Genomic DNA, 14090 nt, shown 5'->3' on the forward strand with positions numbered 1-14090 from the left:
CCTTTTGTAGCCTCCGCCACCTGCTAAGTAATCATGAACTACTGATCTTTTAAATTCCTTTTCGTACTTCGCCATGAAAAACACCCCAAGAGTTGGATGGGTGTCCAACTTTTGGGGTGCAGTTCATAGGCTGCGTTTTTTTTACGCAAACTTGTCGTAGTTATGCGCCTTCACGGGACATCTTGCGACGCTCGTGTTCTTTGAGAAAGCGTTTACGTAGACGAATGCTCTTGGGAGTGACCTCCACCAACTCATCATCACTGATGAATTCAACTGCGTACTCAAGACTCATATCGATTGGAGGAACCAGACGCACTGCCTCATCGGTACCCGATGCACGCACGTTGGTCAATTGCTTACCCTTGATTGGGTTCACGACCAGATCATTGTCTCGGCTGTGGATACCAATAATCATGCCTTCGTAAACGGGATCATTGTGCGATACAAACATGCGACCGCGATCCTGTAGCTTCCACAACGCGTACGCAACGGCTGCTCCATCATCCTGACTGATCAGCACACCATTGCGACGTTCGCCAAGCAAACCTTCCTTGACAGGGCCGTACGCATCAAAAGTATGGCTCATCAGACCATTACCGCGCGTCATAGTCATGAAGTCGCCCTGAAAGCCGATCAAGCCGCGAGCTGGCACGCGATACTCAAGTCGGGTTCGTCCGCGACCATCGCTGACCATATCCAGCAACTCTGCTTTGCGCATGCCGAGCTCTTCCATCACGGCGCCCTGGGTGTTGTCCTCAAGGTCGATACTGAGATTTTCGTATGGTTCGAGCTTAACGCCGTTTTCTTCTTTAAAGACAACTCGTGGACGCGATACAGCGAGCTCATAACCTTCACGACGCATCGTCTCAATCAAAATCGTCAAATGCAACTCGCCGCGACCCGCAACCTCGAAAACAGTATCATCATCTGTGTCGCGAACACGCAATGCCATATTCGACTTCAACTCGCGATCCAGTCGCTCACGCAACTGACGGCTGGTCACAAACTTACCCTCGCGGCCAGCCAACGGGCTGGTGTTCACCATGAAATTCATGGTCAGCGTGGGCTCGTCAATTTTAAGCATCGGCAGACCTTCGACTTTATCCGGCGAACACAAAGTCGTTCCGATCGCGATGTCTTCAATACCATTGACCAACACGATGTCGCCCGCAATCGCGCTGTCGACGATTTCGCGCTCAAGACCTTTGAACTTTAAAACCTGATTGACGCGACCTTTGAAGGTTGCGCCGTCCGGTCCATTCAGACAAACTACATCCATGCCGGTTTTGACACGACCGCGACGGATGCGGCCAATACCGATTTTGCCAACATAAGTACTGTAATCAATCGAGGTAATCTGCAATTGCAACGGCGCATCCGGATCATCCTCTCGCATCGGAACGTATTCAAGAATTGCGTTAAACAGCGGGCGCATATCGCCCTCCCGCACATCTTCGGTTAGACCGGCGTAACCGTTCAAACCTGAAGCGTAGATGACCGGAAAGTCGAGCTGCTCTTCGGTGGCGCCAAGTTTGTCGAACAACTCAAAGGTCGCATTGATCACAAAATCACACCGCGCACCAGGACGATCAACTTTGTTGATTACCACAATTGGCTTGAGGCCAAGCGCGAGCGCTTTTTTGGTCACAAAGCGGGTCTGCGGCATGGGGCCTTCGACAGCATCGACAAGCAATAAGACACCGTCTACCATCGACAGCACACGCTCAACTTCACCGCCAAAGTCAGCGTGACCGGGGGTATCGACGATATTGATATGCGTACCCTCATACTCGACAGCACAGTTCTTCGAAAGAATAGTAATGCCACGTTCTTTTTCAAGATCGTTGGAATCCATCACGCGCTCGGTCATGCGCTCGTTTGAGCGAAAGGTACCGGACTGGCGCAAAAGTTGGTCGACGAGTGTCGTTTTGCCGTGGTCGACGTGGGCAATAATGGCAACGTTACGCAATGCGCGTGACATACAAATCCTTTAGTGAGTCTGAGCGGACACATCGTCCGCAGGTGATACATGAATGGAACCAGACAAAACACCGTCCGGGGAAGCTGTGCTTTTTTTCGCTGGCACAAGCTCAGCGGGTAAATCTTCCAACGCGATCAAAACACTTTCGGGTGTTTCCATCGTCTGCAATGTTTCGAGTGCGATCGCACGATCGAGAAAAAATGGGCCGACTTGCGTGCGACGCAACGCCGAAAGGTGAGCAAAACAACCAAGCGAGCGACCGATGTCCTGCGCCAGGGTTCTGATATAGGTCCCTTTCGTACACAAGACCTGTACTTCAGCCGACATCGGTGTCAAGTTCAGGAGTTCGAGCTGCTTGATCGTGATCTCTCTGGGTTCGCGCTCCAGCACAATACCTTGACGCGCATATTCATATAGGGGCTTACCGTCGCGCTTCAGTGCGGAGACCATTGGAGGGATCTGCATTTGCGTACCCATAAAGCTTTTCAAGACCGCGCGCAGAGCTTGCTCGGTCACGCCCGAAAATCCCGCACCCGCCTCACTCACTACAATGCCAGTCAAATCGCCAGAGTCTGTCTCACTCCCAAAGGTAATCGTTGCGCGATAGCCTTTGTCGGCACCAAGCATGGCGGCTGAAATTTTGGTGGCACGCCCCATGCAACACACTAGTAAACCCGTCGCAAAAGGATCCAAGGTCCCTGTGTGACCAGCTTTCTGAGCATCCATCGCATGTTTAGCGCGTTGAAGCGCGTGGTTACTCGACAACCCTACCGGTTTGTCCAGCAACAACACACCATCGAGCACGCGCCCGCGTCTTTTAGCCATCGTCTGTTTCCAAAAACGACAGCCCTTAAGGCTTGTCTTCAGGCTCGTCAGGGACGCCTGCGTATTGACCTGGCAAATTCGCCTGGTCAATCAGTGCAGACATCTCGATTCCACGCTTGAGACGTGGATCATGGAAGAAGTGAAGCGTAGGTACCGTGTGGATATGCAGCAACTTGTAAAGCTGGGAGTGAAACCATCCTGCTTTTTCGTTTAGCAAGGCTTGCGCATGTTCAGGTTCAGCACCAAGAACCGTAAAGTAAACCTTGGCGTGCGCATAGTCTGTCGTCAACTCTATCCCGGAAAGCGTGATCAATCCAGCGCGACTCATATCGATTTCGCGCTGAATAATGATGGCCAGATCTTTTTGGATCTGGTCAGCGAGCCTTAAATTACGGCCGGGAGAGGATTTTTGTTTATGACGACTCATTTAGTGGGCATTAAAGCGAGCGTGCCACTTCCTTAATTTCAAAAATTTCAAGTTGATCGCCAACTTGCAAGTCGTTATTACCACGCAAAGTGATACCGCAGTCAAAGCCAGATTTGACTTCCTTGGCGTCATCTTTGAAGCGACGCAAGGAATCGAGCCAACCAGTCCAGTGCACCACGTTGTTACGCAGCAAGCGAACCTGTGAATCGCGACGCACCACACCATCGGTTACCATGCAGCCTGCGACAGTACCTATTCGGGAAATCGTATAGACCTCGCGAATTTCAACCATGCCGATGACTTCTTCACGCTTTTCAGGAGCAAGCATGCCTGACATGGCCAACTTGATCTCATCGACAGCGTCATAAATGATGTTGTAGTAGCGGATATCGACACCGTTGGACTCCGCAAGCTTTTTAGAGCTGGCATCGGCGCGCACATTAAAGCCAATGATCACTGCACCCGAGGCAATCGCCAAATTGACGTCGCTTTCAGATACGCCGCCGACCGCAGCATGAACAACTTGGACACGCACTTCTTCGGTAGAAAGCTTGAGCAAGGATGCAACCAATGCCTCCTGGGAACCTTGAACGTCTGTTTTGACGATCAGTGACAAGGTCTGTGAACCCTCGGCAATATTTTCGAACATCGACTCGAGTTTTGCTGCCTGCTGGCGCGCCAGCTTAACGTCACGGAACTTACCCTGACGGAACAAGGCGATCTCGCGGGCACGACGCTCGTCAGCTAAAGACATCATCTCGTCACCAGCAGAAGGCACTTCGGTCAAACCTTGAATCTCGACTGGAATCGAAGGCCCGGCCGACTGAATAGGTTTGCCATTTTCATCCAACATGGCACGCACACGGCCATAGCTGGCACCAGCAAGGACCACATCACCGCGATTAAGCGTTCCGCTTTGAACCAGAATCGTCGCAACCGGACCGCGGCCTTTGTCGAGTCGCGCTTCGATCACGATGCCCTTGGCAGGCGCGTCAATCGCAGCTTTCAATTCAAGTACTTCTGCTTGCAGCAACACGTTTTCAAGCAGCTCATCAATACCCTGCCCAGTTTTGGCGGACACTGAAATAAAAGGCACATCTCCGCCGTACTCTTCCGGTACGACTTCTTCAACGACCAGCTCTTGTTTAACACGCTCAGGATTAGCGTCAGGCTTATCAATCTTGTTGACAGCAACGACAAGCGGCACACCTGCAGCTTTTGCATGATGAATCGCTTCTTTGGTCTGAGGCATCACGCCATCGTCAGCGGCCACAACCAAAATCACGATGTCCGTTGCCTTGGCACCACGGGCACGCATCGCGGTAAACGCCTCGTGTCCAGGCGTGTCGAGGAAAGTCACCATGCCACGCTCAGTTTGAACGTGATAAGCACCAATATGTTGTGTGATGCCACCAGCCTCACCCGAAGCCACTTTGGCGCGACGGATATAGTCCAGCAGTGAGGTTTTACCGTGATCAACGTGTCCCATTACTGTCACAACAGGGGCACGAGGAAATGACTGCACATCCTCGTGGGGTGCATTTTCATCAAGGAAAGCTTCGGGATCGTCCAGTTTGGCGGCAATCGCTTTGTGCCCTAACTCTTCGACAACAATCATTGCCGTCTCTTGATCGAGCACCTGATTGATCGTGACCATCTGACCGAGCTTCATCAGATGCTTGATGACCTCGCCAGCCTTAACCGACATTTTGTGCGCCAGATCGGCAACACTAATTGTTTCGGGCACATGAATTTCACGAGCAATAAATTCTACCGGGGCGGGCTCACGACGCTCAGGTGCCACATTGTTTGCACCACGTGCACCTTTTTTACCACCAGCTTTACTCTTTCCACCCGCACGCCAGCCTTCGCGACCAGGTGCGGCAGGCGCATCACGCTTTTCAGCAGGCTTTTTACGCGAGGCATCATCTGTCCATGTCGAGGCAATTTCGCCGGACTTGAGGACTTTTTTGCCTGGAGCGTCCACAGCACCATCTTTCTTGGCGCCTTTGGCGGCAGTGCCTGCAGCAGGCTTGTGCAAGGTGCCTGACAGTGCGGCAGCCTCGGGCTCGGGACGCACGACTTTACGCGGACGGTTCAGCATGTCTCGCAAGGCGGCAGCCTCAGCCTCGGATGCTCGACGCGCCTCATCCCGGGCATCGCTGTCAACAGGCATTGCAACATGAGCAGGTGGAACAGCACGCCCGCGCATTGACTTAACTGACTTGGCTGGCTCAACTTGCTTTTGTTGCACAGGCGCTGCGTGATCTGCGGCCTTGGCTGGCTGCACTTCGCTAGTTGAAGACGCTTCTGATCCGGTCAGCTTGGGTGAGGAAACCTCGTCAGTTGGGATCGATGGCTCAGCTACAGCCTTTGTACGGTCTGATGATGGCGCGGCATCAACGTGCTCGGCTACCGGTGCATCGGTCTTGGAAGGAGAGGTCTCGACTGCATTGGAAGATGTGACCTGAGCAGATGCGGGAACAGAATCCTCAACCGCTGCGGTCACGACTGGAGAGGAATCAACCGCGGGTGAAACTGTTCCAACAGGCTCAACGGCTTGCTCAGCAACAGCAGGCTCCGACTGGGCAGTTGGCTTGTCAGTTGCGGCAGAAGTCGAGAGCGTGTCACCAGCGGGCTCAGCACTTTGCACTGAAGTATCGACAGTCGCGGACGATGCGGCAGAAGTGCTTGTAACAGGCGTCGCAGCTGACAGCTCAGACGCACCAGTAGGCTGAGCGGTCTGAGGCGCCTCGCTCTGCGCAAGCCCCGCCGGTGAGGGCGTTGCAGTTGTTTCACCTAATTCAGGGGTGTCACGCTTGACGAATACACGTTTTTTACGCACCTCAACTTGAATCGTGCGCGAACGACCCGAGCCGTCAGCCTGGCGAATTTCAGATGTTTGGCGTCTGGTCAACGTGATCTTCTTGCCTTCGGTCGCACCATGCGAGCGACGCAACGACTCAAGCAAGCGAGCCTTGTCGCCATCAGTGACATTATCGTCCACTGAGTTGAGATCGACACCCGCAGCACGTAACTGATCTAACAGCACGTTGGCAGGCATTTTCAGCTCGATTGCGAACTGGGCGACAGTGTTACTCGACATTAGACTCTCTCTTACCTTTTTACAGCGTGACAACTTCAAGTGCGGGGTCGGCCAATGCCGCCCGACTGACTTTTAACTTTCTACTGATCTTCAAACCAATGTGCACGAGCAGCCATAATGAAATCACTGGCGGCCTTTTCTTCAAGTCCCGACATTTCAATCAACTCATCTGTCGCAAGCTCAGCGAGATCATCACGGGTTGTGACACCACCAGCAGCCAATTTGGCCACTAGCTCAGGCGTCATGCCCTCGAGAGACAGCAAATCCTGAGCCGTCTCGACACGCTCTTCCTGAGCAATCGCCTCAGTCAACAGCGCGTTGCGGGCACGCGTACGCAACTCGTTAATCGTATCCTCGTCAAACGACTCAATCTCGAGAAGTTCCTGCATCGGCACATAGGCTATTTCTTCGAGACCGGTGAAGCCTTCATCGATCAAGATGTCTGCAACCTCTTCGTCGACATCAAGACGGGACATGAACGTATTACGCAACTGCGCACGCTCAATTTCCTGTCTGTTATGGCTTTCTTCTGGTGTCATGATGTTGATCTGCCAGCCAGTCAGCTCGGATGCCAGACGGACGTTTTGACCTTTTGAGCCAATGGCTTTGGGGAGGTTTTCTTCGTCAACTACAACATCCATTGCGTGACGATCTTCGTCCACCACAATCGACTCGACGTTAGCTGGCGCCAGCGCACCAATCACAAACTCAGCAGGATCCTCGGACCACAACACAATATCGACCTGCTCGCCACCCAGCTCATTACGAACAGCGGTGACACGTGAGCCACGCATCCCCACGCAGGTACCGATAGGATCAATACGCTTGTCATAGGCTACGACCGCGATCTTGGCGCGCACGCCTGGATCTCGGGCCGCACCTTTAATCTCAAGCAATCCCTGTTCGATCTCGGGGACTTCATTTTCAAATAGCTGGCGAATAAAATCCGGAGCGGTCCGCGACAAGATAACCTGCTGTCCACGGGCAGTACGATCGACTTTCAATACCCAAGCGCGCACACGGTCGCCCACGCGCAGATTTTCCTTAGGAATCATTTCGCTACGCGGCAAGCGGGCTTCGATTTTGCCTGTCTCGACGATGACGTCGCCTTTATCCATGCGCTTAATGGAACCTGAGACGATCATTTCGCCACGATCCAAGAAGTCGTTCAGAATCTGCTCGCGCTCAGCATCACGGATCCGCTGCAAGATCGCCTGCTTGGCAGCCTGAGCGCCAATGCGACCAAACTCAATGGGCTCGAGGGGCTCTTCGATATACTCGCCAACCTCAATATCGGAGACAATTTCACGCGCATCAGACAACATTTCCTGTTGATCCGGCTCCTGAAGACCTTGTTCGTCAGGCACAACCAACCAGCGACGAAAGCCTTCGTGATCTCCGGTCGAGCGATTGACAGACACGCGAATGTCAGCATCCTCTTTGAAGCGCTTTTTCATGGCCGAAGCCAAAGCACCCTCGAGCGCATCGAATACGACGTCCCGCGTCACGTTTTTTTCACGCGCCAACGCGTCTACTAACAGAAGAATTTCGCGACTCATCGCTTTTTGCCCTTGAAATCCAGAACAGGATTCAACTTGGCGCGCTCTACATCCGTAAATGCAAAAGCCACCTGTCGAATCTCGCCTTTTTTAGCCTCAAACTCTATACCGAAAGGCAACACTGCCTCGGTACCCGCAGCACTGGATGTCCCACTCAGGTCAACCAGTTCACCAGAAAAAATCTTTTGATTGTCAACTGCCTCGCGCAGCTTGACCTCAACACGCTCACCGATGAAACGCTTGAAATCCGCCTCAGTCTTAAGAGGACGATCAACGCCAGGCGAACCGACCTCGAGTCTTCGATAGTCGATATTTTCAACCTCGAACACGCGCGACAAATGCTTGGAAACCAGTTCGCAGTCCTCGATCCGAATACCCTCGGGTCGATCAATCGTGACACGCAAAAGACCAAGCGCAGCGCGCTCAATGTCGATGAACTCGACATCCATGGAGGCTAAAGCCTGCTGCGTGATTGTAAAAAGATCTGCCATACGTCCAAAAAAAAAGGGCTGAAAACAGCCCATATACAACAAATTAGTCAACCTGTGCCCGAGGGCGCTGCAACCAGAGCCAGGCCAAGGGAGTATTTAAAAGAGAACATTTAAAGTGTCATTTGAAATGCCATTCAAAAATATTCTTGGAAATACTCGTTAGCCCTAAATTCTAGCATGTTTAGTGAAAAAAGTCTTGTCACACCAACCATTTACGTTGAATGCGCCTTCAAAAAACATGCTCGAATACAAAATATTTCTTAATAAATATTAGCGACCACCACGCGATGATTTGGTAAATCCAAGTCTAGACTCATGCGCAGAAGCCCCGCGCGGTTGCCAATCATCGCCCTTAGGCGCGGACCGACCCGCTGAGTTGCCGGGGTTTGGCTTGGCTCGACCGCCTGGTTTACCAGGACCGCGTCCGCCCTGTTTGGGAGGACGACCTTGTCCGCCCGGCCCTCCTGAGCCACTTGACCCGCCTGGACCTCCGGGCCCGCGCGGACGCCCTTGACCAGGCTCGCGATTGGGCCGAAATCCAGGCTCGCCAGACAAGCCTGGGATTACATCCCGCGACATTGCTCCCTGGCCTGCCTGCGCGCCCGGTCCCTGGGGCCCACGGCCGCCCGGACGCGGACCACGCGGGGGACGAGAAGCTCCTTTTGGACCGCCAGGCTTATTGGCGCCACCAAAGCCAGGTCCGCGCGCTCCCGCACCCGCAGGCCCCATCGGCTTGCCACGACCGCCTCTTGCCGGACCTTGGCCACCTTGGGGATGACCATTCGCGAAACCACCTCCCACGGTTAACACTGCTGCAACGTGTTCAGTCGGGTGTAAAAAGGGGCCAGGCTTTCCGGATCTGCCACCCTGGACTTTTCCGCGACGACCCATTTTGGCACCGTGAGTCCCATTACGTTCGAGTGTGCCAAAGCCCGGAGGCAAAGCGCTATCATGCGAGACGGGCTGTCTTGGTGCGCGAGAGCGACCATCCGTCGAGTCGTCATCACGCAGCAAGCCCACTTGTACCATCAACGCCGAAACAAGTTTGGAATCCAGCTCCTCCCAACGGCCACGGCGTAATGTTGTAGGCAGAACAATGTCACCAAAGCGGGTTCTGATCAAGCGACTCACTGTCAGGCCAACAGATTCGAACATGCGACGCACCTCGCGGTTCCGCCCTTCGTTCAAGGTGACGCGGTACCAGCGGTTGCTACCCTCACCCCCAATAAACTCGATCATGCCGAAACTTGCAGGACCATCGTCAAGCATGACGCCATCCAGCAATGACTGCCGCTGCTCCGGACCCAACTCGCCCAGCACACGCACTGCGTATTCGCGCTCATTACCGTAGCGGGGATGCAAGAGTCGATTGGACAGATCGCCCGAAGTTGTGAAAATAAGCAGACCTTCCGTGTTGAGGTCCAGACGGCCAATCGACAACCACTTACCCACTTTCATTTTAGGCAGTCGAGAAAACACATTCGCACGACCATTGGGATCATCGTGACTCACAATTTCGCCGGCAGGCTTGTGATAAAGAATCACACGTGGTGGCTTTTTGGCATTGGTTCGAGTGATGGGTCGACCATTCACGCGCACAGCGTCGTTCGCGCCCACGCGCTGACCAATGTGTGCGGGTTCGCCGTTCACCGATACGCGACCAGCAATAATGAGCTCTTCCATTTCGCGTCGCGACCCAATCCCCGCATCGGCGAGTACCTTGTGCAACTTTGGCATCAGAACATCACTGTTCAGATATTTATTCAGACGCTGCTCAATCCGCTCGGCTTGACTCAAATACGAAAGCGCCTGCTCGGCTTCTTTTTCAGCCGCAACCGGATCACCAAAATCGACGACATCACGGACATCCTCGTCAAAGGACACAAAGTCGGCTGGCAAGCGTGCCGCAGGTCCAACTTGCTCGGGGAAACCGCCAGTTTCAGGCGCATCGCTACGACGACGGCGAAAGGGTGTACGTAATTTACGGCCACGCGACTTAGGCGAGGATGCAGCCAAATCAGACGGACTAACGGTTTCAAACTGAGGACGAATCTGACCACTAATTTCTGATCCGGAAACCGAGGGTGTGAATGGCTCATTTGGCACGAATGCTGCGGATGGCTCTTGCTGGGTAAATACCTGAGTCGGCGCAGGCATTGCTGGAGCAGAGGTTTCAGCAGCGTTGCTTGAATGAAGGGCTGAGGTGTCTGCATCCTCCTGCTGCAATGATTGTGCCTGTTTGGTTTGTTTGGTCGCGCGAGGCTGTCTTGGTGCACGCGCAGCTTTGGGTGCTGGCTCAGACTGTGATGACTCAGTGGCCGGTGCCACCTCTTCGCGTGCAGTCACACTGGCGACTGAGTTAGCAACTGAGGTCGCGTCTGCGTCGGCTGGTGCAAGCTTGGACGCGGTCTTGCGAGGGGTTGTTTTACGTGCAGCAGCTTTGCGAGGAGCCGAAGGGGCATCACCAGAAGCATCCGTAAGATGATCAGCGATCGCGACGACATTTGGCTCAGCTTCGGATTGAGCAGCAACAGAAGGTTTTACCGCAGTTTTACGTGCTGGCGTTTTGCGCACAGCTTTTTTAACAGCCTTCGCCACAGTCTCCTGTGAATTCAAGACTAATTCATCGGTATTTGTTTTAGTCACTTGGACTCCAGATTTGGGTAATGTGTATGTTGTGCTTCGGCAGACTCTGGAGGCTCAGCGCAAGCGAGCTTCATTTCGTCCTGTTGATTGTGTTCGATGTTTTCTTGTTCTTCTCTGATGATTTCTGCTTCTTGGTCCTCAACGATCGCTTGCTCGACGAATGGCGTCGCCTCTAAATCAAGCTCCTGAGTGGAAGGATCCGTCGCATCTGTCGCAGATGCTGCAGAAAGCGCCGCAGCCTCAAGCGTCAAAGACTGCAAAGCCTCTGTCATCTCGGCCGCGCCCAGTGCGGGCAACTCGTCTAACGCACGTAAACCCAAGTCATCCAGAAACTGTTTGGTTGTCCCCAACAAACCAGGGCGACCAGGACCGTCGCGATGACCGATCACTTCGACCCAACCGCGGTCCTCTAGTGTTTTAACAATCTGGGAGGAAACCGTCACACCCCTGATATCCTCGATATCCCCTCGGGTAACAGGCTGACGCCAAGCAATGATCGCCAAGGTCTCCATCACTGCGCGAGAATACTTTGGCACACGCTCGGGGCTCAGTCTTTCGAGATAACGCTGCATCGACGCACGGCTCTGGAACCGCCAACCTGAGGCAAGCTCAACCAATTCCATGCCACGATCCAGCCAGTCTTGTTGAATCGACTCCAGCAACTCTGTTAGCCGGGCCGCTGACTGGGACTCTTCCTCAAAAAGCTTGCGCAGCTCGGACAGAGGCATTGGGCTCGAAGCACACAGCAAAGCTGTTTCAACCACACGTTTAGCTAACGCAAACTCAACAATCTCATCCGCATCTGTTGTGCCAGCAACGGCTGGCGTATCTACCACTGGCACACCTACCACTGCAATGTCTTGAAGAGAGCCTTCTGCGTGCGGCAACTCATCATTAAATTGTTGCGTGTCAGATGGTTGCGAATCAGAATCATCAGGCGCATTAAATTGCTTGTCTTGCTGATCGTTCATGAAAGTTCATTTTCCTATGCTCGCCTAAAGGCAACTTGTCCCAATCCGGGAACTACGCTATACTTCATTCTTCAGACGCGGGGTGGAGCAGTCTGGCAGCTCGTCGGGCTCATAACCCGAAGGTCGTAGGTTCAAATCCTGCCCCCGCAACCAAATACAACTGGTCGATCGCCTTGGCGCTCGGCCAGTTTTTTTGTGCACAGCTGAATAACAAATCATTTGCGCCAACTTCATCACTTACAGTTAATAAAATAATCTCAGCCATTGACAATGGCGACAAACTGACTGGCCAGCAACATGGCACCTAGGACAACACTAGAACGAATGCTGTCCAACGCTCAAAAAACAAAGTAAGAGCCAATGCAGTAGGGCATGACGATTTCGTAGCCGGGGGCATCAAATACCGCTCGCGACACAGCGCTCGGATATAAAACCGAAGATTACGCGTACAAAAAATTGTTTTTCGCAATCTGACTAGCGCTGAGCCGGTCAATCAACGCCATGAAAATCAAGGTCTTAGATGATGTTGCCTGGATCGACTATCCAAGATATCTTTCGATTCTAACGCATACCCACTCTCAACTTCAAGCTTTTGAACAAATATTTGCATTCTCATCACAAACCCAAGCTCTGATGCAATGAATCGTGCCCCAAACGCAACACTTGCCGATAAGGAAGCGTACGCTCGATGTCTGTTCGCCAAGCATCAAACTGAGACTCGGAAGCGAATTGACGCTGACTGTCATTTTTATCAACAACAGGCCCAAATTGCTCTGGGGGCGGAGCGATAATTAAAAACTGTTGAGCCCGATCGTTGACTGTGTCCAACCCCTTTAAAACCTCTATCCCCTTTGAAAGCAGTTCGGACTCAGTCGTCACCCGAAAGGTCAGCTGATGGAAATAACGCTGCCCCAAAAAAGGGGTGTGCCTGAGGGTAAAAGCCAGTTGAGCTGTGTTGATGGAGGTGGACTCGATCATGACACGATCCAAACCCTTGCCACGAAGAGTCAATGCTTCGAAAAACAGTTTGCGCAACGCATCGCCCAAGGCACTATGCATGCCACAACATAAACACGCTTGCTGCGCACTGCTGTCCAATACCGGCAGTTCAATGATTCGGTCGCAGTTCAACTGCGCGCGTCCATTGCGCGCAGTTGAAAAGATAACCGTATTGGCAAGCGCCGTGTGTTTTAAAAGCGTATTGATCCATGCAGTCGTGCTTGATTCGCACGTGCCGACAATCAGCAGAAGCGGGATTCGACCCGTCTGCCGGGAGCTTTCAAACAACATCAATCAAGAGTTCCCGGCCATTGAAAAGCAGAAGGCTTTTTGTTCAAAAACCGCTGTACGGCATCGGTATGCCATTGACTGGTTCGGGCAACTGCCTGAGCATCTGCTTCAATGTCCATCATGACATCCAAAGAACTATTCAGAGAGGCGTTCATCGCACGCTTGGTCATTGCCAAGGCAGCAGGTGCGGCAAGAGCAAAACAACGTGCCATTTGTTGCGCACGCTCCATCACGCGTCCTTGCGGCAGAACCTCCAGCACAATACCGAGAGCATGAGCTTGCTCGGCACTGAGTTCTCGAGCAGAGAAAGCCAGCTCTTTGGCGCGCTGTATGCCAACAATCCTTGGCAAGGTATAGAAAGCGGCACAGTCCGGAACCAGTCCCAGTCGCATAAATGACATACAAAAGCGGCTAGTCGAATCGGCCAGAACAATATCTGCAGTCAAAGCCAAACTGAAACCCGCACCAAAGGCTGGCCCTTCTACCGCTGAAATCACTGGAACTTCAAGTCGAAGCAAAGCCTCGATCCAGGCGAGATAGTCGTGACGCATGCGATGGCGCCCCTCCTCGGGGGACAATGTGCCAGCACCCATCACGCTGATATCGCCTCCCGCGCAAAACGAACCACCCGCCCCTGTAATGATCAAGGCGCGCAAATCGCGGTTTTGGGCAAGTGAAAAAACAAGAGATTTGAGCTCTTCACGCATCACAGCATCGATTGCGTTCTTGCGAGTGGGTCGGTTCAATGTCAAGGTACCCACACCTTCTTGCAAGTCAAATTTAATTGTTTCCAA

Annotated in this window: 9 protein-coding genes, 1 tRNA gene and 1 pseudogene; 1 reads left to right on the plus strand and 10 read right to left on the minus strand. The window is 53.0% G+C overall.

Translation table 11 applies throughout. From position 1 onward, the window contains the following. Positions 1-160: 160 nt before the first annotated feature. From typA to scpB, 8 genes and pseudogenes are all read right to left on the minus strand, one after another. Positions 161-1981, minus strand: coding sequence for a translational GTPase TypA (gene typA / locus QWY27_RS11700; protein WP_290198553.1), 1821 nt, complete (start codon positions 1979-1981; stop codon positions 161-163). A 9-nt stretch (positions 1982-1990) separates the two neighbouring features. After that, positions 1991-2806 carry a tRNA pseudouridine(55) synthase TruB gene (truB, locus tag QWY27_RS11705; protein ID WP_290198554.1) on the minus strand — a complete coding sequence of 272 codons (816 nt, stop codon included), beginning with the start codon at positions 2804-2806 and terminating at the stop codon, positions 1991-1993. 25 nt (positions 2807-2831) lie between these two features. Further along, positions 2832-3233 carry a 30S ribosome-binding factor RbfA gene (gene rbfA / locus QWY27_RS11710; protein ID WP_290198555.1) on the minus strand — a complete coding sequence of 134 codons (402 nt, stop codon included), beginning with the start codon at positions 3231-3233 and terminating at the stop codon, positions 2832-2834. A 10-nt stretch (positions 3234-3243) separates the two neighbouring features. Then, a complete protein-coding gene (gene infB, locus QWY27_RS11715; RefSeq protein ID WP_290198556.1) occupies positions 3244-6339 on the minus strand; it encodes a translation initiation factor IF-2 in 3096 nt (1031 codons plus the stop codon). A gap of 80 nt (positions 6340-6419) precedes the next feature. Then, a complete protein-coding gene (nusA, locus tag QWY27_RS11720; protein ID WP_290198557.1) occupies positions 6420-7898 on the minus strand; it encodes a transcription termination factor NusA in 1479 nt (492 codons plus the stop codon). Beyond that, positions 7895-8389 carry a ribosome maturation factor RimP gene (rimP, locus tag QWY27_RS11725; protein ID WP_290198558.1) on the minus strand — a complete coding sequence of 165 codons (495 nt, stop codon included), beginning with the start codon at positions 8387-8389 and terminating at the stop codon, positions 7895-7897. The genes nusA and rimP overlap by 4 nt, the downstream gene beginning before the upstream one ends. 270 nt (positions 8390-8659) lie before the next feature. Then, a complete protein-coding gene (locus tag QWY27_RS11730) occupies positions 8660-10441 on the minus strand; it encodes a pseudouridine synthase (protein ID WP_435433479.1) in 1782 nt (593 codons plus the stop codon). A 704-nt stretch (positions 10442-11145) separates the two neighbouring features. Next, positions 11146-11763 (minus strand): annotated as a pseudogene (gene scpB, locus QWY27_RS11735) (SMC-Scp complex subunit ScpB); the annotation flags it as partial. A gap of 319 nt (positions 11764-12082) precedes the next feature. Here scpB and QWY27_RS11740 point away from each other — a divergent pair. Then, positions 12083-12159, plus strand: a tRNA-Met gene (locus QWY27_RS11740). 462 nt (positions 12160-12621) lie between these two features. Here the strand turns inward: QWY27_RS11740 and QWY27_RS11745 are convergent. Together QWY27_RS11745 and QWY27_RS11750 are read right to left on the minus strand one after the other, a co-directional pair. Then, on the minus strand, positions 12622-13296 hold the full coding sequence (locus QWY27_RS11745) for a P-loop NTPase family protein (protein ID WP_290198559.1): 675 nt from the start codon (positions 13294-13296) through the stop codon (positions 12622-12624). After that, positions 13296-14090: an enoyl-CoA hydratase/isomerase family protein gene (locus QWY27_RS11750; protein WP_290198560.1), complete on the minus strand. Its 795-nt coding sequence runs from the start codon at positions 14088-14090 to the stop codon at positions 13296-13298. Before QWY27_RS11750 ends, QWY27_RS11745 begins: the two co-directional genes overlap by 1 nt.

It is taken from the genome of Zwartia vadi (assembly GCF_030410375.1).
Taxonomy (GTDB): domain Bacteria; phylum Pseudomonadota; class Gammaproteobacteria; order Burkholderiales; family Burkholderiaceae_B; genus Zwartia; species Zwartia vadi.

What these genes read in the sequence shown, in the direction of transcription:
- truB (WP_290198554.1), bottom strand. Translation starts at nt 2,806, where the DNA reads ATGGCTAAAAGACGCGGGCGCGTGCTCGATGGTGTGTTGTTGCTGGAC.
- rimP (WP_290198558.1), bottom strand. Translation starts at nt 8,389, where the DNA reads ATGGCAGATCTTTTTACAATCACGCAGCAGGCTTTAGCCTCCATGGAT.
- typA (WP_290198553.1), bottom strand. Translation starts at nt 1,981, where the DNA reads ATGTCACGCGCATTGCGTAACGTTGCCATTATTGCCCACGTCGACCAC.
- QWY27_RS11745 (WP_290198559.1), bottom strand. Translation starts at nt 13,296, where the DNA reads ATGTTGTTTGAAAGCTCCCGGCAGACGGGTCGAATCCCGCTTCTGCTG.
- nusA (WP_290198557.1), bottom strand. Translation starts at nt 7,898, where the DNA reads ATGAGTCGCGAAATTCTTCTGTTAGTAGACGCGTTGGCGCGTGAAAAA.
- infB (WP_290198556.1), bottom strand. Translation starts at nt 6,339, where the DNA reads ATGTCGAGTAACACTGTCGCCCAGTTCGCAATCGAGCTGAAAATGCCT.
- rbfA (WP_290198555.1), bottom strand. Translation starts at nt 3,233, where the DNA reads ATGAGTCGTCATAAACAAAAATCCTCTCCCGGCCGTAATTTAAGGCTC.